The organism is Mesorhizobium sp. B2-9-1 (assembly GCF_006439455.1).
Taxonomy (GTDB): domain Bacteria; phylum Pseudomonadota; class Alphaproteobacteria; order Rhizobiales; family Rhizobiaceae; genus Mesorhizobium.
Genome location: NZ_VFTP01000007.1, coordinates 182771 through 207109, shown reverse-complemented (window position 1 = coordinate 207109; position 24339 = coordinate 182771). Strand labels below are relative to the sequence as shown.

Annotated in this window: 22 protein-coding genes; 6 read left to right on the top strand and 16 right to left on the bottom strand. The window is 64.3% G+C overall.

The features are described 5' to 3' along the window. Positions 1-46: 46 nt before the first annotated feature. Positions 47-1186, top strand: coding sequence for an alpha-D-ribose 1-methylphosphonate 5-triphosphate diphosphatase (locus tag FJW05_RS15885; RefSeq protein WP_140633720.1), 1140 nt, complete (start codon positions 47-49; stop codon positions 1184-1186). Beyond that, positions 1183-1809: a phosphonate metabolism protein/1,5-bisphosphokinase (PRPP-forming) PhnN gene (gene phnN / locus FJW05_RS15880; RefSeq protein ID WP_181164960.1), complete on the top strand. Its 627-nt coding sequence runs from the start codon at positions 1183-1185 to the stop codon at positions 1807-1809. Before FJW05_RS15885 ends, phnN begins: the two co-directional genes overlap by 4 nt. Positions 1810-2090: 281 nt before the next feature. Here the strand turns inward: phnN and FJW05_RS15875 are convergent, their stop codons facing one another. The 7 genes from FJW05_RS15875 to FJW05_RS15845 all read right to left on the bottom strand — a co-directional run bounded on the left by FJW05_RS15875 (position 2091) and on the right by FJW05_RS15845 (position 9202). Beyond that, positions 2091-2906: an ATP-binding cassette domain-containing protein gene (locus tag FJW05_RS15875; RefSeq protein WP_140633717.1), complete on the bottom strand. Its 816-nt coding sequence runs from the start codon at positions 2904-2906 to the stop codon at positions 2091-2093. Continuing rightward, entirely contained in the window at positions 2906-3637 is a 732-nt protein-coding gene (locus FJW05_RS15870; protein ID WP_181164959.1) for an ABC transporter permease, read from the bottom strand. Before FJW05_RS15870 ends, FJW05_RS15875 begins: the two co-directional genes overlap by 1 nt. A 9-nt stretch (positions 3638-3646) precedes the next feature. After that, positions 3647-4393, bottom strand: coding sequence for an ABC transporter permease subunit (locus FJW05_RS15865; RefSeq protein WP_246673455.1), 747 nt, complete (start codon positions 4391-4393; stop codon positions 3647-3649). 130 nt (positions 4394-4523) lie between these two features. After that, positions 4524-5366 (bottom strand): transporter substrate-binding domain-containing protein, encoded by an 843-nt coding sequence (locus tag FJW05_RS15860; protein WP_246673454.1) that lies wholly within the window; start codon positions 5364-5366, stop codon positions 4524-4526. A gap of 193 nt (positions 5367-5559) precedes the next feature. Next, positions 5560-6555 (bottom strand): ABC transporter permease, encoded by a 996-nt coding sequence (locus FJW05_RS15855; protein ID WP_140633711.1) that lies wholly within the window; start codon positions 6553-6555, stop codon positions 5560-5562. Then, positions 6552-8117: a sugar ABC transporter ATP-binding protein gene (locus FJW05_RS15850; protein ID WP_140633815.1), complete on the bottom strand. Its 1566-nt coding sequence runs from the start codon at positions 8115-8117 to the stop codon at positions 6552-6554. Before FJW05_RS15850 ends, FJW05_RS15855 begins: the two co-directional genes overlap by 4 nt. Before the next feature lie 122 nt (positions 8118-8239). Beyond that, positions 8240-9202, bottom strand: a complete 963-nt coding sequence (locus tag FJW05_RS15845) for a sugar-binding protein (RefSeq protein WP_140633708.1) — start codon at positions 9200-9202, stop codon at positions 8240-8242. Positions 9203-9812: 610 nt separating this feature from the next. On the opposite strand from FJW05_RS15845, the gene FJW05_RS15840 reads away from it, so the two are divergent. Both FJW05_RS15840 and FJW05_RS15835 read left to right on the top strand, forming a co-directional pair. Then, positions 9813-10928 (top strand): LacI family DNA-binding transcriptional regulator, encoded by a 1116-nt coding sequence (locus FJW05_RS15840; RefSeq protein WP_181164958.1) that lies wholly within the window; start codon positions 9813-9815, stop codon positions 10926-10928. A gap of 62 nt (positions 10929-10990) precedes the next feature. Next, positions 10991-12067, top strand: coding sequence for a nitronate monooxygenase (locus FJW05_RS15835; protein ID WP_140633705.1), 1077 nt, complete (start codon positions 10991-10993; stop codon positions 12065-12067). A gap of 61 nt (positions 12068-12128) precedes the next feature. On the opposite strand, the gene FJW05_RS15830 is transcribed toward FJW05_RS15835, so the two are convergent. Next, entirely contained in the window at positions 12129-13532 is a 1404-nt protein-coding gene (locus tag FJW05_RS15830) for an FAD-dependent oxidoreductase (RefSeq protein ID WP_140633703.1), read from the bottom strand. Between the two features lie 177 nt (positions 13533-13709). Here FJW05_RS15830 and FJW05_RS15825 point away from each other — a divergent pair, with 177 nt between their 5' ends. Then, the gene (locus FJW05_RS15825; protein WP_140633700.1) at positions 13710-14507 is read left to right on the top strand and encodes a class I SAM-dependent methyltransferase; all 798 of its coding nucleotides are present in this window, start codon (positions 13710-13712) and stop codon (positions 14505-14507) included. 20 nt (positions 14508-14527) lie between these two features. On the opposite strand, the gene FJW05_RS15820 is transcribed toward FJW05_RS15825, so the two are convergent. Next, complete coding sequence (locus tag FJW05_RS15820; RefSeq protein WP_140633697.1) at positions 14528-15232, bottom strand: YafY family protein; 705 nt, start codon at positions 15230-15232, stop codon at positions 14528-14530. A 126-nt stretch (positions 15233-15358) separates the two neighbouring features. Here FJW05_RS15820 and FJW05_RS15815 point away from each other — a divergent pair, with 126 nt between their 5' ends. Continuing rightward, the gene (locus FJW05_RS15815; protein WP_140633694.1) at positions 15359-15994 is read left to right on the top strand and encodes a LysE family translocator; all 636 of its coding nucleotides are present in this window, start codon (positions 15359-15361) and stop codon (positions 15992-15994) included. A gap of 21 nt (positions 15995-16015) precedes the next feature. On the opposite strand, the gene FJW05_RS15810 is transcribed toward FJW05_RS15815, so the two are convergent. The 7 genes from FJW05_RS15810 to FJW05_RS15780 all read right to left on the bottom strand — a co-directional run bounded on the left by FJW05_RS15810 (position 16016) and on the right by FJW05_RS15780 (position 24298). Then, entirely contained in the window at positions 16016-17107 is a 1092-nt protein-coding gene (locus FJW05_RS15810; RefSeq protein WP_140633691.1) for a 3-deoxy-7-phosphoheptulonate synthase, read from the bottom strand. Positions 17108-17575: 468 nt separating this feature from the next. Then, positions 17576-18370: an SDR family oxidoreductase gene (locus FJW05_RS15805; protein WP_140543285.1), complete on the bottom strand. Its 795-nt coding sequence runs from the start codon at positions 18368-18370 to the stop codon at positions 17576-17578. Positions 18371-18719: 349 nt separating this feature from the next. Next, on the bottom strand, positions 18720-19712 hold the full coding sequence (gene iolG / locus FJW05_RS15800) for an inositol 2-dehydrogenase (RefSeq protein WP_140633688.1): 993 nt from the start codon (positions 19710-19712) through the stop codon (positions 18720-18722). Positions 19713-19803: 91 nt separating this feature from the next. Then, positions 19804-20574 carry an ATP-binding cassette domain-containing protein gene (locus FJW05_RS15795; protein WP_140543283.1) on the bottom strand — a complete coding sequence of 257 codons (771 nt, stop codon included), beginning with the start codon at positions 20572-20574 and terminating at the stop codon, positions 19804-19806. A 2-nt stretch (positions 20575-20576) separates the two neighbouring features. After that, positions 20577-21653 carry an ABC transporter permease gene (locus FJW05_RS15790; protein WP_095768206.1) on the bottom strand — a complete coding sequence of 359 codons (1077 nt, stop codon included), beginning with the start codon at positions 21651-21653 and terminating at the stop codon, positions 20577-20579. 181 nt (positions 21654-21834) lie between these two features. Further along, positions 21835-22776, bottom strand: coding sequence for a sugar ABC transporter substrate-binding protein (locus FJW05_RS15785; protein WP_140633686.1), 942 nt, complete (start codon positions 22774-22776; stop codon positions 21835-21837). Between the two features lie 490 nt (positions 22777-23266). Continuing rightward, positions 23267-24298, bottom strand: a complete 1032-nt coding sequence (locus FJW05_RS15780) for a LacI family DNA-binding transcriptional regulator (RefSeq protein ID WP_140633683.1) — start codon at positions 24296-24298, stop codon at positions 23267-23269. Positions 24299-24339 lie beyond the last annotated feature (41 nt).

Below are 24339 nucleotides of genomic sequence, written 5' to 3'. Positions count from 1 at the left end.
TCCTGGAATTGCTCTGAAGCGACTGCTTGAGATAGGACCGCCCGAGATGACCGCCGAAACCATTCTCACCAATGCCCGCATCGTGTTGCCCGACGAAATCGTCGAGGGCTCGCTTTTGTTGCGCGACGGCCTGATTGCCACCGTCGAGCCCGGTGCCGTTCGCGCCGGCGAGGACATGGGCGGCGATTACATCATCCCGGGCCTTGTCGAGCTGCACACCGATCACCTCGAGGGCCATTATGCGCCGCGCCCGAAAGTGCGCTGGAACCCGATCGCCGCCGTGCTTGCCCATGACGCCCAGGTGGCGACCGCCGGCATCACCACGGTGCTCGACGCCTTGCGCGTCGGCATGGACGAGGATGCCGACCTGAAATCCGACGACGTCCGCAAGCTGGCCGACGCGATCGAGGACAGCGTGCGCCAGGATCGGCTCAGGGCCGATCATTTCATCCATCTGCGCTGCGAGGTCTCGGCGCCGGACTGCCTCGAGGCTTTCGCCAATTTCGAGACAGACGAGCGGGTGAAGCTCGCCTCGCTGATGGATCACGCGCCCGGACAGCGCCAGTTCGTCAACCTCGAGACCTATGCCTACTACTACCAGCGCAAGCTGAAGCTGACGGACCGCGACTTCCAGAAATTCTGCGAGAAGCGGATGGCCGAATCGGCCCGCAATTCCGGTCCGAACCGCGTCTTCATCTCGGCCGCCTGCCAGGAGCGCGGCATCGTGCTGGCGAGCCATGACGACGCGACCGCCAGCCATGTCGACGAAGCGATCGAGCAGGGCGTGCGCGTCGCCGAGTTCCCGACGACGCAAGAGGCCGCCAAGGCCTCGAAAGCCGCAGGCCTCGGCGTGCTGATGGGCGCGCCGAACGTCATGCGCGGCGCCTCGCATTCCGGCAATGTCTCGGCGCGCACGCTCGCCGCCGACGGCCTGCTCGACATCCTGTCGTCCGACTACATCCCCTTCAGTCTGATCCAGTCGGCCTTCTTCCTCGGCGATGTCGTCGAGGGCATCTCGCTGCCGCAGGCGGTCGCCATGGTCTCGAAGAACCCGGCCGAAGCGATCGGCCTCGCCGACCGCGGCGTCATCGAGCCCGGCCGCCGGGCAGACCTTGTGCGGGTACGCGTGGACGACCATGTGCCGGTCGTGCGTACGGTTTGGCGCCTGGGCAGCCGGGTCGCATGATGGTCTCGGCCCTCATCGAGCGCGAGCTGGCCGACAGGCTGCCGATCCGCAACGGCGTCTTCGTCGCGGTGGTCGGCCCGAGCGGCGCCGGCAAGGATACGGTGATCGGCTACGCCAAGCAGCGCTTTGTCGGCGAGACGCGGCTGGAATTCGTGCGCCGCGTCATCACCAGGCCGAGCGACACGGCAAGCGAGGACCACGACACGCTGGCCGACGCCGCCTTCGCCGAGGCGGAGGCGGACGGCGCCTTCTCGCTGTGCTGGGACGCGCACGGCCTGCGCTATGGCCTGCCGGCCGATGTCGACTGGGCGGTCGCCAATGGTCATGTAGCCGTGGCGAATGTCTCCCGCGCGGTCATCCCGGCGCTGCGCGAGCGCTATGCCAATCTGGCCGTGGTCGAGATCACCGCCACGCCGGAGATCCTCGCCGAGCGGCTAGCGGCGCGCGGCCGTGAATCGCGCGGCGAAGTGCTTGCCCGCCTGGCGCGCAGCACGAGCATCAAGCTGACGGGACAGGATGTGACCTCGATCGACAACAGCGGCGACAAGGAAATCGCCGGCGAACGCTTCGCCGAGGTGCTGCGCAAGGCGATGGCGTTCTCGGATCTGTCGGACATGATCTGACGCTTTCCCTTCTCCCCTTGTGGGAGAAGGTGGATCGGCGCGAAGCGCCGAGACGGATGAGGGGTGCTCCAGCTTGGCGATGGCCTTCGCCTGGCAGCACCGTTGTGCCCAAACGTCAGCGCCCCACTCCGTCCAGCACCCCTCATCCGGCCGCTTCGCGGCCACGGCCGGCCCTTCGCAGGCTCAGGGCGTTCGAAGCTCGAAAAGCCAAGCAATTGGCTTTTCGTCCGCTAACGCGGACCGCTTCTCACCCCACAAGGGGAGAAGGGGGAGGCAGCGCTTCACTTGTTGAAGTTGGCGATGAACTGCTTGAATTGCGGCGTCGGCGGCCTGGCGAACATCTCCTTCGGTTCGCCGGCCGAGTCCACCTCGCCCTTGTGCAGGAACATCACCTTGCTCGACACGTCGCGGGCGAAGCCCATCTCATGCGTGACGACCAGCATGGTGCGTCCTTCTTCGGCGAGCGAGCGCATGACGCGCAGCACCTCGCCGACCAGTTCCGGGTCGAGCGCGGATGTCGGCTCGTCGAACAGCATCACCTTGGGGTTCATCGCCAGGGCGCGGGCGATCGCGGCGCGCTGCTGCTGGCCGCCGGACATATGCGGCGGATAGTAGTTGCGGCGCTCCCATATGCCGACGCGCTTCAGCAATGCCTCGGCCTGCTCCAGACATTCCGCGCGCGGCCGCTTCAGCACATGCGTCGGCGCGGCGACGAGGTTTTCCAGCACGGTCATGTGCGACCACAGATTGAAGCTCTGGAAAACCATGGCGAGGTTGGCGCGGATCCGCTCCACCTGGCGGATGTCGGCGGGCATCTGGTGGCCGTCGCGACCCCGCTTCATCTTGATGAGCTCGCCATCCACCCGCACTTCGCCGGAATCCGGGGTTTCCAGGAGGTTGATGCAGCGCAGCATCGTGCTCTTGCCGGACCCGGAGGAGCCGAGAATTGAAATGACGTCGCCCTTGTGAGCCTCGAGCGAAATGCCCTTGAGCACCTCATGATCGCCGAAGCACTTGCGCAGATCCTTGACGCTGATGGCGGGCGTCTCATCGGAGGACGGCGCGGCTTTCGCGGCAGCGGCGACATTTGCCGACATCACAACACCTCCGGTACAGGTTTGACTTGCTGGCTCTGCTCGGGCGGGGCACGCAGATGCGGTGAAAGCCGGTGCTCGACCCAGGCGAACAGCCGGGCGATCGACAGGTTGAGAAGCAGGTAGATCACGCCGGCGCAGGTCAGCACCTCAATCGGCCGGAACGTGTCATGCTGGATCTTCTGCGCCGTTCCCATCATCTCCATGATGGTGACCACGGACGCCAGCGCGGTGGCCTTGGTCATGAGGATGATTTCGGTCGAATAGGCCGGCAACGCAAGCCGCAGCGCGATCGGCAGCGTGACGAGGCGGAAGCGGGTGAAGCCCGACATGCCGAACGCCTTGGCCGCCTCGATCTGGCCGACAGGCACGGCTCGCAGCGCGCCGCGGAAAATCTCGCTCTCATAGGCGGCCGTGTTCAGGGCCATGGCGACGATCGTGCAATACATCGGATCGCGCAGGATCGGCCACAGGATCGGGCTGTGGCGGACGAAGTCGAACTGGGAGAGCCCGAAATAGACCAGATAAAGCTGCACCAGCAGCGGCGAGCCGCGGAAGACGAAGACATAGGCGCGGGTGAAATACTCGCCCGATTTGTAGCCGGACGCCCGCAGCCAGGTCAGGCCGGTGGCGATGAGGAGCCCGAAGGCGATGCCGAAGAACCAGATCTCGAGCGTCAGCGGCAGCGCCTTGAGCACACTCCACATGGTCGAAAGGTAGAAGTCGAAATCCACCGCCACCTCTTATTTCGGCCGTGTGAAGCTGCGGGAGGTGTAGCGCTCGGCCCTGTCGAAGATCGGCGTCGAGATCGAGGTCATCACCAGATAGAGGATGCCGGCGAGCGTGTAGAAAAGCAGCGAATGATGCGTCGAACGCGCCGCCTTGTTGGCTGTCAGCATCAGCTCGGCGACGCCGGTGACCGAGATCAGCGCCGAGTCCTTGATGGTCAATTGCCAGACATTGCCCAGCCCCGGCACCGCAAGACGCAGGACCTGCGGCATGATCACGAGGCGAAACCGCAGCCAGGGCGACATGCCGTAGGCACGCGCCGCTTCCAGCTCGCCGCGATGGATCGCCAGGAACGAGCCGCGAAAAACCTCGGCCTGGTAGGCGCCGGAAATGATGCCGACCGCGAGAACGCCGCCGAGGAAACTCGGCATGTTCAAGATGTCGGCCGAGCCGATCGATCCGGTCGAGCGCGCCACGCCGGTCAGGACCTGGGTGCCGCCATAGTAGAACAGGTAGATGATCAGGAGTTCCGGCTCGCCGCGGAAGACGGTGGTGTAGCTCTCGCCGATGAACCTCAATCCGCCGCGATGCGAAAGCTTGGCCGCCGCCACCAGCGAGCCGAGCACGGCACCAATCATCATCGAGACGACGGTGACGGCGAGCGTCCAGGCGATGCCCCAGAGCAGTTGCACGCCCCAGCCGGCGGCCAACAGCTCATAGGCCGTCGACACCTGGTCCTTGAGATCTTTGAGAAACTCCACTTACGGCTCCTGCGGGCGCCGAGATAGGCATCGACGGGTTCCTGCTTCGGTGCATGTCGTTTTCCCGCACTTTCGGGCGACATGCACTCAATGCAAAACGGGAGCAGCCTTGGCTACTCCCGTTGCGACATTACTTGGTAATGTCGATCTTGAACCATTGCATGGAATATTTCGACACCGAACCGTCGTCGAGCGCGGCCTTGAGCGCCTTGTTGTAGATGTCCTGCAGGTCCTTGTCGGTCTTGCGGAAAGCGGCGCCGATGCCCGGTCCGAGGATCGGGCCACCCTTGAATTGCGGGCCGACGAATTCCAGGTCCTTGGCGTCCGGCTTGGCCAGCGTGCCGAGGAAATAGGTGGTGTCGGCGAAGGCGACGTCGATGCGGCCCGCCATCAGGTCAAGGTCGTGCTCGTCGGTGGTCTTGTATTCATGGACGTTGGCGACATCCTTGAGATATTTGTCGGCGAAGGTCGCTTCCGTCGTCGAGACCTGCAGGCCGACATTCTTGCCGGTGAGCTCCTTGCGCAGCGTGTCGAGCGCCGCCTTGGATTCGGCGTCGTCCTTCGACAGATCGATCATCTTGCCGGTGTTGGACATCTGCGCCAGCGGGCCGTTCTTGTCGGCCAGGAAAGCCACCGGCGAAGAGGCATAGGGGATCGAGAAGTCGATGGTCTTCATGCGCTCTTCGGTGATCGACATGCCGTCCATGACGATATCGAACTTGCCTGCCGTGAGCCCGGGAATGACGCCGTCCCAGTCCTGTGCGACGATGTTGCATTCGAGCTTCGCGCGGGCGCAGACGTCGTTCAGGATGTCCACCTCGAAGCCGACGATCTTGCCGCTGGCATCGGTCTGGTTCCACGGGGCGTAGGAGCCCTCCATCGCGACCGTCACGGTCTTCCAATCCTTGGCCATAGCCGGGGTCGAGCAGGTCAACGCCAGCGCGGCGAGCGCGATCCAACGTGAAGATGTCACGGTAATTTCTCCCATATTTTGTTCTTGGAACCCTCAGATACCAATTGCTTAGCCCAGCCCCGATTCTGCGACAAGGGCTGTTTTCCGGTTCACGCGTTGTTGCAATTCGTCCACGAATCGGGACTTGCCCCGCGGCTTCACCGCGAGCGTCGACCCAATCGGAACCCGGTCCGGGGTGGACGGAAGAGCGAGACTACTCCGCCGGCGCGCCGGCGACGCCCCTGCGAGACGCCTCCAGCATCCGGCGCCGTGCGCGGAAGACGCCCCATTGCTGGTCGACCAGCACGCCGATCAGGATCACGCCGCCCATCACCGCGAAGTTGAGCGAGGAAGGAATGCCGAGCAGGTTGACGAGGTTCTGCAACTCCTGCAGCAGCACGGTGCCGAGGACAGCGCCGCCCAGCGACCCTTCGCCGCCGCGCAGCGAGAAGCCGCCCAGCACCGCCGCGGCGATGGCATAAAGCTCATAGAACTGGCCGTGGCTCGCGGGCGAGATCGAGCGCGTGTACATGGCGAAATAGATCGCCGACAGCGCCGTCAGCACGCCGCAGATGACATAGGCGGCGATGATCACCCGGCCCGTGCGGATGCCGGAATATTTCGCCGCTTCCTCGTTCTTGCCGATCGCATAGAGATAGCGGCCGAAAACCGAGCGGTGCAGCACCACCCACATCACGATGGCGATGACGATCAGCGCGATGAAACTGTTCGGCAGGCCGTAGGAGCGGCCCGCGGTCAGGAACTCGAGCGTCGGGAAATTCTGCCCAAAGGCGAAGCCGGCCGTGCCGTCGGCGGTATAGAAGCGCGCCACGCCGCGATAGATGAGCAGGCCGCACAGCGTCACCACGAAGGGCTGCAGTTTCAGCCGCGTGATCAGCCAGCCATGCACGAAGCCGATGACGGCGCCGAGCGCGAGGATCAGCACGAAGGCAAGCGGCCAGCTCACCTCGCGCACCGCGATGAAGTCGATGAACAGCGTGCCGAGCAGGGCGATCACCGAGCCGACCGACAATTCGATGCCGCCGGTGATGATGACGAAGGCCTGGCCGATCGAAAGAATGCCGAACAGAGCGACCAGGTTGGAGGTGTTGGCGAGGTTGATCGCCGACAGGAAGCGCGGATTGATGGCCGTCACCACCGCGCCGACCACCAGGATCAGGATCAGCAGGCCGAGATCTTTCTTGGTCATTGCGCTCCTCCCGCCGTTTGCAGCAGTTTCGGCTTCTTGCCGACCGCCAGCAAAAGCACGTTCTCCTGGCTGAAATCGTCCTTGTCGAGGATGCCGGAGATCTGCCCCTCATGCATGACCGCGATGCGGTCCGACACGCCGATAACTTCTTCCATGTCGCTGGAGATCATCAGCACGGCGACGCCGGCGTCGGCCAATGCCCGCATCAGCCCGTAGATCTCCGCCTTGGCGCCGATGTCGATGCCACGCGTCGGCTCGTCCAGAATCATCACCTTGGGGTTCATCGCCAGCCATTTGGCCAGAACCACCTTCTGCTGGTTGCCGCCCGACAGCGTGCCGGTGCGGGTCAAGACCGACGGCGCCTTGATGCCGAGGTTCTTCTTCTGCCTTTCCGCCGTCGCGAGTTCGGCGCCGACCGAGACCAGCGAGCGCCTGGCATGTGCCGGCAGATTGGGCAACGAAATGTTCTGGGCGATCGACAGGTCGAGCAGTATGCCGGTCAGCTTGCGGTCCTCGGGCACCAGGAAGATGCCGTTCGCCACCGCGTCCGCCGCCGAGCCTACATTAAGCGGCTTGCCGTCGAGCGCAACGCTGCCGGCGAGCCGTTCGTCGATCCCGAACAGCACGCGCGCGAGCTCCGTGCGGCCGGAACCGACCAGGCCGGCGAGGCCGAGTATCTCGCCGCGTTTCAATTCCAGACTGACCGGCCGGTCCGGATAGGTGCTGGTGCGGATCGCATCCGCCGACAGGGCCACGCTGCCCGGCGCGCGGGCGGCCTCGCCGGCCTTCTCGCGCTCCTTCAGCATGCGGCCGATCATCAGCCTGACCATCTCGTCGTGATTGATGTGGCTCTTGGGAAGGGTGCCGGCCAGCGTGCCGTCGCGCAGCACCACGACGCGGTCGGCGACGCGCTCGATCTCATGCAGCCGGTGCGAGATGAAGATGACGCTGATGCCTTGCGCCTTCAGGCCCTTGATGACGTCGAGCAGCTTTTCGGTCTCCGCCATCGGCAGGCTGGAAGTCGGCTCGTCGAGGATGACAAGGCGGGCCTTGATCGACAGCGCCTTGGCGATCTCGACCATCTGCTGCTGTGCGAGCGACAGCGATGCCACCGGCGCGTCGGCCGAGAAATTGGCGCCGACGCGCTTCAGGAGCGGCGCCACCATCTCGCGCAATTTCGCGCGGTCGACCAGCCTCAGCGGGCCGGCGCGCAGCGGCTCGCGGCCGAAGAAGATGTTGGCGGCGACGTCGAGGTTTTCGAAGAGGTTCAATTCCTGATGCACGAAGGCGATGCCGGAGCCGATGCTCTGCTCGACGGTCAATCCGTCATGCGCCGCGCCATCGACGGTGACGGTGCCGCTGTCCGGCCGCGTCACGCCGCCGAGGATCTTCATCAGCGTCGATTTGCCGGCGCCGTTTTCGCCGACCAGGCCTATGACCTCGCCGGGCCGGACCTCCATCGAGAACCTGTCCAGCGCCACAACGCCCGGATAGGTCTTGCGCACGGCCTCGAGGCTCAGGAACGGAGCGATGGTCGGTTGAGTGGAATCGGTAGAGGTCATCACGCCATAGTTTACCGCACGGGGCAACAGCCGGTGGCCCACAGACTGACGGGCCTTGGCAGGTCCGTCAATACGAACGCCGGCTCAAGGCGGACCCTTGAGCCGGCGCATCTGTTTTGGACCTACTTGCCCTGCATCGCCTTGAGATTGGCGGCGTAGGCGTCGACGTCATCCTTGCCGATGATCTTGGTCGGGATGATGATCAGATTGCCGTCCGGGATGCCTGACTTGTCGCCCTTGAGGTAGGCGGCCATCAGCTTCATGCCCTGATAAGCCCATTCGAACGGCTGCTGCACCACGGTCGCGGCGACGGTGCCTTCCTTGACGCCACCCAGCGTGATCGGATCGTCGTCGAAGCCGACGACGGTGATCTGGCCGAGCTTGCCGGCGTCGCGCAGCGCTTCATAGATGCGCGGCGTGTTGTAGGAGTAGAAGCCGACCATGCAGGTGATGTCGGGGCTGGCGACCAGCGCGTCCTCGACATTCTTCTTAGCGCGGGCCTGGTCGATGTCGTCGCCGCGCACGTCGACCAGCTCGATCTTGCTGCCGGCGAGCCCGTCCTTCATGCCCTGGATGCGCTCCTTGGCGTTGTCGGCGCCGAGCAGGCCGACGAAGCCCAGGCACTTGCCGCCGTTGGGCATCGCCTTCTTGGCGATCTCGGCCGCCTGCTTGCCGGCATCGACATTGGACGAGCCGATATAGGCGACGCGCTTGGTCTGCGGCGCATCCGAGTCGGTGGTGAACAGCGCGGTTTCCGACGCGATCTTGTTCAATCCGTCGGTCGAGGTCTTGGGATCGACGGCCGAGACCATGATGCCCTTGACGCCTGCCGTCACCAGATCGTCCATCAGCCGCTGCTGGATGGCGACGGAAGACTGTTCCGGATATTTGAGCTCGAGATTGTAGTCGGGCAGTTCGCCCTGCGCCTTCTTCACGCCGGCTTCCGCCGCCTTCCAGAAGTCTGACGCACCGTTGACGACGAAGGCCAGCGTCGGCTTGTCGTCGGCGCGCACACTGGCGCTTACCGACAGGCCTAAAGCCAAGGCCGCCGCGGCGACGGATGCGTTGCGTATCATGGATTTCATAGTTCAACCTCCCTTGTAGAACTCTTCGCTGATGTCTCGGCTGCGGCGCGGATAACCCTCCTCCTCAAGGGTGTGGCGCAAAGGTCCGCCGACTTAAGAACGGTTCCGATCCGGCCGCGGTCGAGACACTAGACACTCATGTGGCATTCGTAAATAGTCCGATTTGTCTGACATTTTCGTGAGGATGGACACGAGCCCAAACCGGCGATCCCGCCGGCTTCGAGCGAGCATCCTTCGCACTTTGCCGGCACCGAGCGGAAGCCCGGACGGTTTCGACGAGTTGACAGTAGAACGCTTACAGCTATTAGTAAAGAGTATTAGTTTTGACTGAGGCGCGCGCTTTCGAAGCGGAGGAGACGCTGGTCGAAAGATGCGCCTGGGAGTGAGGAGTGCACGTGCGGCAAAAGCCTGTTACCGCACGGAAACCCATGGGAATTGTCAGCGCTGCTGACCTTGTCGCATTATTTCGTCGCGATGCGGCGCGGCCGGCGGTTTGTATGTCGCACTTGATAATACTTATTATCAATATTGCGTTTTAGATGAGCGTGCCGACCATCTTGCCGTTGCAATCGGCCTTTGCTTCAGAGCCGGCCGGGTTTGGGAACCGACCATGAGTGAACCGACGGAACTGCGCGATCCTCCCGGGGCTTCCAGGCGCCGCAAGCCGGCCGCCAAGCCCAAAGGACGCGTCACCATGACCGACATCGCACGCGCCGCCGGCTGCTCGCAGGCGACGGTCTCGTTCGTGCTCAACAATACCCCGGGCATCAGGCTGTCGCAGCAGACACGCGACCGGGTGATCGAGGCGGCCCGAGCGCTGGGCTATTCGCCGCCGGTCTTTTCGGCGCTGCGGCCGCCGGTGACGCCGTTCGAAGGCCTGGATGGCGTCATCGGCTTCGCGGTCGACCAGCTCGCCACCAGCCCCGAGGCGGTGGTCGCCATCGAGGGCGCGCGGCAGGCCTCGTGGAACGCCGGCAACGTGCTTCTGGTGGCGCAGACCATGGGCGACGCGGTGATGGAGCCGCGCGCCGTCCAGGCGCTGACGGGGCGCGGCATCACGGCGTTGATCTATATGACCATCTTCACCCGCGAGATCGCTGCGCCGGATTTCCTCTACAGTCTCGAGATGCCGGTGATCCTGCTCAACTGCTACACCGCCGATTATGCCTTCCCGGCCGTGGTTCCCTCCGAGATCGCCGGCGGCCAGAGCGCGACAAGACACCTGATCGGCCATGGCCATCGCCGCATCGCCACCATCACCGGCGAGCCGTGGATGCAGGCCGCTCAAGATCGGCTCAAGGGCTACCGCCGCGCTCTAGCCACCGCCGACATCCCGTTCGACCCGGAACTGGTGGTCGAGGGCGACTGGTCGGCCAGTGCCGGCTATGCTGCGACGGTCAAGCTGCTCGGACTCAAGGAGCGACCGACCGCCATCTTCTGCCAGAACGACCGCACCGCGATCGGCTGCTACGAAGCGCTGAAGGAAGCCGGCCTGCATATCCCGCAGGACATCTCCGTGGTCGGCTATGACGATGAGGAGATCGCCCGCCATCTGTTCCCGCCGCTGACGACCTCGATCCTTCCGCATCTGGCGATGGGCCAATGGGCGATCGAGCAGCTGGAGACGCCGCCGACGCCCGGCCGCGGACGCTATCCGATCACCAAGCTGGAGTGCCCGCTGGTGGAGCGGGAGAGCGTGGGGAGCGTACCCGCACAATTCCGGTGACCCCGGCCCCGCGACCGGCTTATGATGGGTGTGCGTGTTCCTTCCCAACAGGAAAAACGCTCATGTGGCCAAACCGCCGTTTATGCGATCTTTTCAAGATCGAGCATCCGATCATCCAGGCGCCGATGGCGGGCTCGGCGACGCCGGAACTCGCCGCCGCGGTGAGCAGTGCCGGTGGGCTTGGGTCGCTCGGATGCGCATCGATGCTGCCGGATGGCCTGCGCTACGTTGCGCGCCAAATGCGCGCCTTGACCGGGCGTCCCTTCAACCTCAACTTCTTTGTTTTTCCCAGGCCCGACACCGGCGACGCCGTGCTGACCCAGGTCATCGACAGGTTGCGGCCCTATTACGAGGAGCTGTCGCTCGGCGAACCCTCGCGGAGGCTTCCGCCGATCGGACCGGGTTTCGACGAAGAAAAGCTTGAACTGCTGCTCGAGATCGGCCCGCCGGTCGTGAGCTTTCATTTCGGCATTCCGGAAGCGGCTGCCGTCGGCAGGCTGAAGCAAGCTGGGATCGCAATCATCGGCACCGCGACGAATGTCGCCGAGGCACGCAAGCTCGCCGACGGTGGAGCCGACGCGGTCATAGCCCAGGGCTGGGAGGCGGGAGGCCACCGCGGTTCGCATGCTCCCAACGGTCCTGGCGACGGCGTCGGAACGATGGCGCTGGTTCCCCAGGTCGTCGATGCCGTCGAGCTCCCGGTCATTGCCGCGGGAGGGATCGCCGACGGCCGCGGCATAGCGGCCGCTTTCGCGCTTGGCGCCAGCGGCGTGCAGATCGGCACCGGCTTCCTGTCCTGCGACGAAGCCGGCACGGACGCACCGCGCCGCGCCCTGATCCGCGCGGCGACCGACATGGACACGATGGTCACCGATGCCTTCACTGGCCGCGCGGCGCGGGCGAGGCGCACCCGCTACGCCCTGGAAATGGAGGAGCGCAGGGTGCCCCTTCCGGACTTCCCGCAAATGGTCGCGCTCAGCGCTCCGCTCGGCGGCGACAAGGATTTCGCCTTCCATCTCTATGGGCAGGCGGCGGCCCTGAACAGGGAGCTTCCCGCCGGACAACTGGTGCGAACGCTCGTGGCCGAAACGGGCGAAGTGTTCGACGCTCTCTCGACCGGCAAAACGGCGCCTGCGTGAGCGAAGCCTTCGTCGTCCGATAAGCCTTTATCCCGCCCGTCGACGCTGGATTGCGAAAAGCTCAGCCGGCAAGCAGGGATGCCATACGGTCGCGATCGATGACGTTGGGATTCGGCGGCAAGGGGCGACCGTCCAGTTCGGCCAGTTTTGCCGCGACATGCGGTCTGGCGACGACGTCCTGCGGCAGCGAAACGCACATGGCGATCTCGATCACGCCGCGAAACACGTCGGCATCCTCGCTTGCGGCGGCGAAAAGCCGGGCCATGACCGGATTCGGCGGCGGAACAGGAAGGCCGTCCGCCAGGGCGTCCATCTCCGCGATCCGGGCACGGTCGGCGGCGATCTGGTTGCGATAGAACGGCCCGACCTGGCGTTCGGTCTCGGCATCGTATTCCCGCGAGAATTCGGCAGGGTCGCCGATGTGCCGGCGAGCGACATTCCTGAGCACCTGCGCGTGCAGAAGGCCGACGCTCAACCCCCGCCCGGCGGACGGATTGGTGCAGGCCCAGGCGTCGGCCACAGCCGCAAACCCGGTGACGACAGGCTGGCCGTCGACGACAAACCGCCGGTAGCGGTCGAGAACGCCAGCCATCAGCAGGACATGCGTGATCGGCTCGCCGTCAAGCCAATGGGCCTGCATCGGACATGCCATGACGACACGGTGAAACGTGGCGGTGTCGCGCAAAGCGCGCATGGCCTTGTTTCTCGCCGAGGTGAACAGGGTTACCGACCAGGTGTCGTTGTCGCCATCCAGCGTGAGAATCGAGAACAACCCCATCGGCGTGAGCAGGCGGCCCTTTCGGCGCGGCCGCTGCCTGCCCGTGAAATAGCGGGTGAAATAGACGAAATTGCTGTCCTCGGCTTCCTCGCTCGGACTGCGGCCTCCCGCCCCGACGATCCATTCGCAGGCAGGGCTTCGCCGCCCCATCGCATCGATCACCAGGTCGGCGCCAATGTCCTCGCCGGACGTCGTTCGAACGCCGGCAATATGCGGCACGCCAGGAATGGCTGAGGCGCCCGTGATCAGCTCGCGAACCTTGATCCCCCGCCGGACGGTCACATTGGGCGCAGCTTGCGCCATCTCGGCCGTGGCCCATTCGATCACCGGCCGCCGGCCGGTGACGAAGCGCATGGCTTCGTCGCCCGGGCGGGGCGCCCTGTCCGTCAGTGTCGGGGGCAACGATCGAGGATCGAAGAAGTCCATCCAGACGCAGCCGGCGCGCAGCAATATCTCCGTCAGCCCCGGCAGCTCCTGATCGGCGACTATCCGGAAACGCGAGCTGAGGTTGTGAGGCTGCCTGAACTGCGCAACGCCGGGGCGCTCCCAGTCCCATCCTTGAATGGAACTCGAAGGCCGGTCCGCCGGATCGGCCTCGAGGACCGTCACGTCATGACCGTCGCGGCCAAGCATGGTCGCCGTGCACAACCCGATTATGCCTCCACCGCAAATCAGGATCTTGCTCACCCCGTCCCCCAATGTTCGCGAGGGTTCGGCGCCATATTAGCTTCTGTGCACAATCCCGGCAACGTGCTGGGCCGCCAGGGCCTACGCTTGTGTGCGGTCACGGAACGATCCGCTGCTTTCGCTGCTTGGCACGGCTTCCGTGGACGTCTAGGCTGACCTCAGCGAAGGGAGGGCGGGATGACATCAAGTTTCACCGTTCAGGCGGCGTCCGGCTATGAGCAACTTATGGGACGCTGGAGCCGCCGGCTCGCGCCCAAGTTCATCGATTTCGCCGGTCTGGCCGGCGGCGAAAAAGTCCTCGACGTCGGTTGCGGCACCGGCAGCCTCACCTTTGAGCTGGCGAAGTCAGGCGATCTCGCCGAGATCCAGGCCATCGACTTCTCGCCGGTCTTCGTCGCGGCGGCGAAGGAGAGGAACACCGACCCGCGCGTCACCATCCAGCAGGCGGATGCCACCGCCCTGCCGTTCGACGACAATGTGTTCGACCGCGCGCTGGCGCTGCTGGTGCTGCACTTCGTGCCAGAGGCCGGCAAGGCGGTGGCCGAGATGCGCCGCGTGACGCGGCCGGGCGGCGTGGTCGCGGCCGTGGTCTGGGACCATTATGGCGGCATGACCGCCATGCGCATGATGATCGACACAGTTGCGGCGCTCAGCGAAAGCGGGCGCCAGATGCGCAGCCGCTATTGCTTCCAGCCGATGGTGCAGCCGGGCGAGATGAAGCGGACCTTTGTCGAGCAAGGCCTGGCCGATGTCACGGAGGCCGAGCTGATGATCCGCATGGATTACGCGGATTTCGACGACTTCTGGGCGCCGATCGGCGCCGGCGAAGGCCCGCTCGGCAGATACATGACACTGGACGCGGCCGAGCGGGAGCGTGTCGAGGCCGCCGTCCGCGATGCCTATCAAGCCGGCCGACCCGATGGCCCGCGATCCGTCGCCAATGTCGCCTGGGCCTGCCGCGGCATCGTCCCCTGAGATACAAGGCCGGCAACGCGTCAGTTGCCGGCCGCCACCGGGACATTGATCTCCCAGCCGTCGACCCACACCTGCCGCAGCCGGTCGCCTTCGCCCTTGAACCATTGGCCGGCCGCCCGGCAATCCTCGATGCGGTCGCTGCGGAAATTGCGGATGGCCTGCCGCAACTCGCACCAGGCGACGATGTTGGCCGTCTCGGCATAATAGATCAGCGCGACCGGACGGATGATGCGGCCGGTCGGACGTCCCGCCTCGTCGCGATAGGAAAGGCTTAGTTTCTCCTCGTCGCGGATGGCGCGGCGGACCAAAGCGAGGTCGACGGCGGAAGCGGAGGGTGCTGCAAAGCCCCAGGCATGGAGGGCGTTGGCGTCGAGGGTCTGCCGCAAAGGCGGCGGTACGGCGCCGGCGATCTTAGCGCCGACGCGTTTCGCCGCCTGCTTGAGCTCGTCATCGCCGGTGCGCTCCAGCAACGCCAGCGACAGGACGATCGCTTCCATCTCCTCGATGGAAAACATCAGTGGCGGCAGGTCGAAGCCTGGTCGCAAGATGTAGCCGATGCCGCGCCCGCCCTCGATCGGCACGCGCATCGCCTGCAAGGCCGCGATGTCGCGATAGACCGAGCGTACGGTCACTTCCAGCCGCTCGGCAATCGTCGCCGCCGTCACCGGCTTCCTGGCCAGCCGCAGGATCTGGATGATCTCGAACAGGCGCGAGGCCTTGCGCATTTTCTCACCCGGCTGGAATGCAACTGACACACCCCCGTCAGTTGGAATGCCCTATAGGGCCGCCTACCCGCTTGAAAAGCAACAGATTCCTTTGCGTGCAGGCGGATAATGCGACAGGCAACTGACATGAGCTATGGCGAAAATCTCTGGCTGTTCTTCGTGCTTCTGTTCGGCATCATCGCCGTTCCGGGCATGGACATGCTGTTCGTGCTGGCCAATGCGCTGTCCGGCGGCAGCAACAGAGGTCTGGCCGCGACCGCCGGCATCATGCTGGGCGGCGCTGTGCACACGCTGAACGGCGCGATCGGCGTCGGGCTGCTCATGCATTTCGTGCCGATCCTGTTCACGCCGCTGCTGATCGCCGGCGCCGCCTACATGGCCTATATCGGCATTTCGCTGATGCGCAGCTCGATCACCGTCGGCGACAACGCACCATCGGGGAGCCGCTCGGCCTGGAAGGCGTTTCGCCAGGGCCTGGTCACCTGCCTGATCAATCCGAAGGCCTATCTCTTCATCCTTGCCGTCTATCCGCAATTCCTGAAGCCGGCTTACGGCCCGATCTGGATGCAGGCGACAATCATGGGATTGCTGACGGTCGCCACGCAGGCCGCGATCTATGGCGGGCTCGCCGTTACAGCTGGGCGCAGCCGGAGCCTGCTGGTCGACAATCCGAAGGCAACCACATTTGCAGGCCGCGCAGCGGGGCTGCTGCTGTTTGCCGTTTCGATATTCACCGCCTGGGAAGGGTTGAGGGCGGCGTGATCGCCGCCCTCTCCATTTCGCTCAAGCCGCACCCTGCCGGTTGGCGAGCATTTCGCGCTTCACCGATCGGCGCCATTCGACCGCGCCAGCGAGGCCGTGCAGCACCGTTTCCGTGGTCGCCCAGTCAATGCAGCCGTCGGTGATGCTCTGGCCGTAGACCAGCGGCTTGCCGGGCACGACGTCCTGCCGGCCGGCGACGAGATTGCTCTCGATCATGACGCCGATGATGCGCTCGTCGCCCGCGGCAACCTGGCCCGCCACGTCATGCGCGACCTTCGGCTGGTTCTCCGGCTTCTTGGCGCTGTTGGCGTGGCTGACGTCGATCATCAGCCGCGGCGCGACGCCGATGCGGACGAGCTCGGCCGCGGCGGCCTCGACGCTTGCGGCATCATAGTTCGGCGCGATGCCACCGCGCAGGATGACATGGCAATCCTCGTTGCCGGTGGTTGCCGCAATGGCGCTGCGGCCGCCCTTGGTCACCGCCATGAAATGATGCGGCTGGGCGGCGGACTTCACCGCTTCGCCGGCGATCCTGAGATTGCCGTCGGTGCCGTTCTTGAAGCCGACCGGACAGGACAGGCCCGAGGCCAGCTCGCGATGGATCTGGCTTTCGGCTGTACGCGCGCCGATCGCGCCCCAGGCGACGAGGTCGGCGATGTATTGCGGGATGGTCATGTCGAGGAACTCGGTCGCCGCCGGCAGGCCGAGATTGTTGACGGCCGACAGAACGTTGCGCGCCATGCGCAACCCCTTTTCGATGTTGAAGCTGCCGTCGAGGTCCGGGTCGTTGATCAGGCCCTTCCAGCCGACCGTGGTGCGCGGCTTTTCAAAATAGACGCGCATGACGATCTCGAGCCGGTCGGCCAGGGCCTCGCGCAGCGCCGCCAGACGGCTGGCATAGTCAACGGCCGCGACCGGATCGTGGATGGAACATGGGCCGACGATGACAAGCAGTCGATCGTCGGCCCCCGAAAGGATGGAATGGATGGCGTTGCGCGAGGCGGCGACGGTACGCGTCGCGGTGAGCGAGCGCGGTATCTCGCGCATCACCTCGTCCGGCGCGCTCAGGGCCCTGATTTCGGTGACCCGAAGGTCGTCTGTGGTGGTCAACACGGCTTTCTGCTCCTGGTTTAGGAGACCTGCCGGCTGAAACAAAAAAGCCGCCAGGTCTGGCGGCTTGTCGGATTTTTGATCTGGAGTTTTCAGATCGAGCGCAATCCTCCCGCCGCCAGCGAGCTACCGTAGCTAAAGTACCAAAACGAGGCGGTCAGGTAGATCATACGGCTCATATAGTCGAAGCGTTGGGGTTTGTCACGTGCCTGTTGAGGCTGGCGATTTCGGGGTGGGGCCGAACCTTCGCGATTTCGTCATTCCAGGGCGAAGCAGGAGCGAAGCTCCGTCGCGAAGACCCTGGAATCCATGCCGTTACCTTGGCCGAAGAGCGCGGCGATGCATAATTCTGGACCGCAGCAACGCTCTGCAGTCGCGGCATGGATCCTCGAGTCTACGCCGCGTCGCTTCGCTCCTTGCTCCGCCCGTGGATGACGAAGTAACTTGCGTCGCCGCCAGACTCCCCTGTGACTACTCGCCGACCACCCCGGCGATGTTCTGATCATAGTCGACCAGTGAGCCGGTCATGACGCCGGCCTGCGGGCTCAGCATGTAGGTGATCAGCCGGGCAAGCTGAGCCGGCTTGACCAGCTGGCCCATGGGCTGCGCGGCCTCGGCCTTCTCCAGCCAGTCGTCCGGCGCGCCATGCCATTTCTTCTGCACGATCGCCTCGCCCTCGGTGTCCATCCAGCCGGGCAGCACGGCGTTGCAGCGGATGCGGTTCTTCCGATAGGAGCTGGCGACGTTCTTGGTCAGCGTCATCAGCGCGCCCTTGCTGGTCGAATACGGCGTGAGGAAGGACTGGCCGGCATGGGCCGACATCGACAGCACGTTGACGATCGAGCCCGGAGCCTTGCGCTCCAGGAGATGCGCGACAAGACCCTGCATCAGGAAGAAGGGTCCGCGCACGTTGGTGTCGAAGATCTGGTCGAAGAGTTCTTCCGAGGTCTCCACCAACGACCCCCGCGCGGACGTGGCGGCGGCGTTGACCAGCGCGTTCAGCGTTCCGAAGTGCTTGATCGCGGTCTCGACAGCGTGCTTGCAGTCGGCGACCTTGGCGACGTCGGCGCTGATGAAGATGGCGTCGACGCCGTTCTTCTTAAGCGCCGCGACCGCCCTGTCGCCCTTTTCCTGCGAGCGGCCGATCAGCGCCAGTGCGCGGCAGCCCTCGTCGGCCAAGGCTTCCGCAACCGCGAAGCCGATGCCCTGCGCGCCGCCGGTGACGATGGCGCGCGTTTGTGAATTGCGACCGGCCAAACCGTTCATCGCTGTGCTCCTGTGTTTTTGACTACCAATGGACTTCGAGGTTCATTGAGGTTCCGATCGTTTCTCGGTGCCTCGCCCCATCCTCTACGTCGTCATCCTAGGGCGAAGCAGGAGCGAAGCTCCGTCGCGAAGACCCTAGGATCCATTCCGTGACGCCAGTCGAAGAACGCAGCGGAGCAGAATTTTGCACCGTTAGCATCGCTCAGATGTAACGGCATGGATCCTATGGTCTGCGCCGCGTCGCTTCGCTCCTTGCTTCGCCATAGAATGACGACGTGAGGGATGCTCCGGCTAATCACTAGACCCCGCAGTCCGACAACCTGACCGTCCTCAAACGCTCGCCCGTGATTTAATCGACGCGGATGGTCTTGCCTGTCTTGGCCGACTGCAAGGCCGCGTCGGCCAGTTTCAGCGCGATCAGCCCATCCTTGCCGCTCGGCGCTGCTTTCTTGCCCGACGTCGCTGCCGTGATGAAAGCCGCGATCTCGTTGGCATAAGCGTCGAGATAGCGGGTCATGAAGAAGTCGTGCAGCGGCGGGCGGGTGTAGCCCTTGTCGTTGGCGAGCTCGATCGACACCGGGCGCTGGTTCTCGGCAGCGACCATGCCCTTGGAGCCATGCACCTCGATGCGCTGGTCATAGCCATAGGTGGCGCGGCGCGAATTGGAGATGACGGCCTGCTTGCCGGAGGCGGTTTCGAGGATGACGCTGACCGAGTCGAAATCGCCGGCTTCGCCGATTTTCTTGTCGACCAGCACCGAGGCATGGGCGCTGACGGCCACCGGCTCCTCGCCGAGCAGGAAGCGCGCCATGTCGAAATCATGGATGGTCATGTCGCGAAAAATGCCGCCGGAGCGGGCGATGTAGTCGAGCGGCGGGGCGCCTGGATCGCGCGAGGTGATGGTGACCATCTCGACCGTGCCGATGGCGCCGTCGTCGATCGCCTTGCGGACGGCAGCGAAATGCGGGTCGAAGCGGCGGTTGAAGCCGACCATCAGCGTGGCCTTGGTCTTCTCGACAACGGCCAGGCATTTTTCGACCCGCTTAACGGAGAGATCGATCGGCTTCTCGCAGAAGATCGCCTTGCCGGCCTTGGCGAAGCGCTCGATCAGATCGGCATGGGTGTCGGTCGGCGTGCAGATGATGACGGCGTCGATGTCCTTGGCCTGCTCGATGGCATCGATCGTGCGCACTTCGGCGCCGTAGGCGGAGGCGAGCTCAGTCGCCGCTTTCTCGAAGGCATCCGCCACGGCAACCAGTTTTGCCTGCGGATTTGAGCCGACGGCGCGGGCATGCACCTTGCCGATACGACCGGCGCCGAGAAGAGCGAAGCGGAGAGTCATGGAAGATCCTTTGAGGTGATTCAGAAAGCTGTCCGCGCCGGCCGGCGCGGATGATTGATTGATCCCGTCGCAGCGCCCGTTGCGGCGTCCGTCAGGCGGCCTGCAGTTCCGCCTGTCCGGTCTTGGCGCCGGTGATGTAGGCGACGATGTCGTTGCCGTCGGTGTCCTGCTTGCGCAGGTTGGCGACGATCTTGCCGCGGCGGAAGACGACGATGCGGTCGACCAGATCGAACACCTGGCGCATGTTGTGGCTGACCAGGATCAGCGGCTCGCCGTTTTCCTTCAGCGTACGGATGATGTTTTCGACCTGCGCGGTTTCCTGCACGCCGAGGGCTGCCGTCGGCTCGTCCATGATGATCAGCTTGGAGGCGAAGGTCGCGGTCCGGGCGATCGCGACGCATTGGCGCTGGCCGCCGGACATATGGCGGATGGTGCTGGAGAGATTGGGGATCTTCACCGCCGTGCGGATCAGCGCCGCCTCGGTCGCCTTGCGCATCGCCTTGCGGTCGAGGATCGAGAACGGCCCGAGGTTGAAGAGCACCTTCTCACGCCCAAGGAACAGGTTCGACGGCACGTCGAGATCGTCGGCCAGCGCAAGGTTCTGGAACACGGTCTCGATGCCCGCCTCGCGTGCCTCGATCGGGCCGGCGAAGTTCACTTCCTTGCCGTCGAACCAGATCTTGCCGTCGGTGCGCTGCTCGACGCCGGTGATCTGGCGCACGAAGGTCGACTTGCCGGCGCCGTTGTCGCCCATGATGGCGACATGCTCGCCCTTGCGCAGTTCGAAATTCGCCTCCTGCAAGGCGTGCACGCCGCCATAATGCTTGGTGAGGTTTTCGGTCTTCAAAACGATGTCGGACATGGTCAAGCTCCTATCGCGCGGCGGCGCTGGCGCCATTGATCGAGAACGACCGCGCCGACAATGATCACGCCCTTGACCATCTCCTGATAGTAGGCGTCGAGGCGCAGGAAGGTGAAGCCGGAAATGATGACGCCGAAGATCAGCGAGCCGATGACGGTGCCGATGATGGAGCCGCGGCCGCCCGACAGCGAAACGCCGCCGATGACCGCCATGGCGATGGCGTCGAGCTCGTACATGACGCCCATGCCGGCCTGGGCGGTAAGGTTCTTGGAGCAGAGCACCACGGCGGCGAGCGAGGCGAGGATGCCGGCGATGGCGTAGACCAGCACCTTGTGGTTGGCGATCTTGATGCCCGACATGCGCGCGGCATCCTCGTTGGAGCCGATGGCGTAGCAATGCTTGCCGTATTTCGTATAGCTCAGGATAAGCTGGAACAGGAGCGCCAGCGAGATGAAGATGACGACAGGCATCAGGCCCTTGCCGATGGCCGCGAAACTGTCGGTCGGGAACGAGATCGGCTGCCCCTTCGACCACCATTTGGCAATGCCGCGCGCGGTGACCATCATGCCGAGCGTGGCGATGAAAGGCGGAATGCGGGTATAGGCGATCAACAGGCCGTTGATCAGGCCGGCGATCAGTCCGCAGCCGATCGCGACCAGCACCGGCACGATAACCGGCAGGTCGGTCCAGCCATAATCGATGAACATCGCCTTGGGATTGGGATTGCCGTTGACGGTCGCAACCTGCGCGAAGCTCATGGCGATCATGGCGGTGGCGCCGACGATCGAGCCCGAGGACAGATCAATGCCGCCGCAGATGATGACCTGGGTGACGCCGATGGCGATGATGCCGACGATCGAGACCTGCAGGATGATGATCTGCAGGCGCTGCTCGTTGAAGAGGCCCGACACATTCTCGCGCGTGTTGAACAGGAAGCTGTCGCCGAGGAAGACGCGGCCTATCAGCTCGAAGGCGACGACGAGGATGACCAGCGCCAGGAACACGTTGAACTCGGCCGGCCATGGGCGCTTCTTGGCGTCATAGCTCAATCCGCCAATGCCATGCGATGTCTGTGACACGTCTTCTTCCTCCGAATGACCGCGCCCCGTTCTCCCGCCCTGTCGGGCGGGAGAGGAACAGAGCGGCGCCGCTTCGCCAGCACCCGACTTCAGCCAGTCCGATGCGTCGCGGCACCACCCCGCGGTTTGTCTTCACGCAATTCCGTACCGAAAACCGTTCCTGGAATTGCGCCGGCGCGCCTCAGTTCTTCTTCAAGAACTTGTCGATGTTCGCCGGAGTGACGAGCTGGAACGGGATATAGACCTTGTGTTCCACCTTTTCGCCCTTGGCGAGCTTCAGCGCCGCGTCGAGCGCGCCGGCGCCCTGGCCGGCAGCGTCCTGGAAGACAGTCACGTCGAGATCGCCTGCCTGCATCGCGGCCAACGCGTCCTGCGTGGCGTCGACGCCGCCGACGACCACCGCCTTCATGTCGATGTTGGCGGCCTTCATCGCCTGGATGGCGCCGATGGCGCTTTCGTCGTTGTTGGCGATGACGCCGTCGAACGCCTTGCCCGACGACAGCCAGTTGGTCATCAGGTTCTGCGCCTGGTCACGATCCCAGTTCGAGGTCTGCTTGTCGATGATCTTGATGAAGCTGCAGTCCGGCGTGGCGATGACTTCCTCGATGTCCTTGGTGCGCTGCACCGCGGCCTGGTTCGAGAGCTCGCCCATGATCACGTAGACATTGGCTTCCTTCTTGCCGGCTTCCTTGAACAGGCGGCAGGCTTCCTTAGTCTCGAGCGTGCCGGATTCCGCCTCGTTCGACGCGACGAAAGCCTGGTTGTCCGGCAGTGAGTCGACATTGACCGGCTGGCGATTGACATAGACCAGCGGGATCTTGGCCGCGGCGGCCGCGTCCGACATTGCCTGGGTGGCCGAGGTGTCGACCGGATTGACGATGATGGCGTCGACGCCCGAGGCGGCGAAGTTCTTGATCTGGTCGAGCTGCTTGGCCACGTCGTTCTGCGCATCCTCGACCTGCAATTCGACACCGCTCATGCCCTTGGCCTGCGCGATCATGCCGTTGCGCAGCACGGTCAGGAAGTTGTCGTCGAACTTGGCCATCGAAACGCCGATCTTGGCGGCGAAGGCGGATGAGCACATCAGCGCCGAAAGCGCGACGCCCAAAAGCAGTTTCTTCATTTTATTCTCCTCCACTTGGTGTCCGGCTGCACCCATTTGAACCGGAATCCCCGGTTTGCCCGGGGAATCTCTCCCTGCGGCCATGCGGCGTCGCCAATCCGACTGGAACGCCTCTTCCTCCGTTCGTGCAGACGCTCCCGGAACGAAAGAACCAAAAAGCCTAGTTGGTGAAATATTTATTCCATTTCGTTTTGGAAACGTCAAGGGCGATTCCGACGAGATTGGCCGGTTTTTCGGTCCAGATCGCCGTGACGAAGGCCACGATCGTCGAAAGCTGAGTCCGAATCGGAGCAAATCGCCATGAAAGAATCCATCAGCCTGATGGATTCTTTCACATCGGCTCCATCGCAAACGCCGGGAATTGGCTGAAGCCGCTCCCAACCTCGTCATTCTATGGCGGAGCGACGCGATGGGCGTTTCGGCCAATCTCCACGCGTGCCACCTGCCAACGTTAAACGGGCGACCGATCAAAATCCCTGCGCTGGAGCTTCTAGATGTTTTCCGGCAGATAGATGTCAAAGGGCAGGAAGGTCTGCCCCGGCGCATTGGCGGCGCCGCTTTCGATGGCATGGGCCATCAGCCCCAGGAGCTCCCGGCAGAGCGCGGAGAGCGGCGTCGAGATCACCATGGTGAGGATGTTGTCGGCAAGTGCTGCGCGCGAGACGGCGTTGATCTCGTTGCAGATGACGACCGGCATATCCGCCGGGTTCGCCGTCCTCAGCGCCGAGACGGCGCCTTCCATGCCGCCGCCGGCGACATAGCAACCGGCAAGATCGGGATGGCGCGCCAGAAGATCGAGCATGGCGTCATGCGTCACGTCATTGGCCTCGAGGTTGACCAGCGTCTCCATCACTGTGAAATCCGGCGCGTGCTCGCGGAAATAGGAGCGGAAGCCGATCTCGCGCAGCTCGTGGCCATGGAAGCGGTGGCTGCCGACGAAGAGCGCCACCTTGCCCGGCTTCCTGGCGGCCTTGGCGATCATCCATGCGGCGCTGCGTCCGACCTTGCGGTTGTCGAGACCGACATAGCCCTCGCGGATGCCGGCGGCGAAATCGGACAGCAGCGAGAAGACCGGCTGCCCCCTCGCCTTCAGCGCCTCCACCACCGCCGTCAGCGTCGGGTGATCCGGGCCGACAACGGCGATGGCTCTCGACTTGGCCGCCAGCCTGCGCATCTGGCCTGCAATCTCATCGGGCGCCAGCGACGTGGCGAAGTCGATCGCGGCAGTGCCGCGGAAACGTTGCGATTGCGAAACCGCCAGCTCGAGCTCCCTGGCAAAATCGCCATAGAAGACGTCATTGCCCCTCAGCAGCAGGAAGCCGAGCCGGTATTCCGGCAATTCCTGGCGCATGCGCTGCTTGATCAGCCCCGCCGCGTGGTAGCCGATCTCGGTGGCGGCCTCATACACCCGGCGCGCCGTCTCCTCGCGTACCGGCAGGCGGCTGTTCAGCACCCTGTCGACGGTGGCGACACTGACGCCCGAGACGCGCGCGAGATCGCTAATGGTCGGCCGCTTTGCCATGAATGCTCCATTGCTTGTCCGACTCAGCATATCTCATCCTG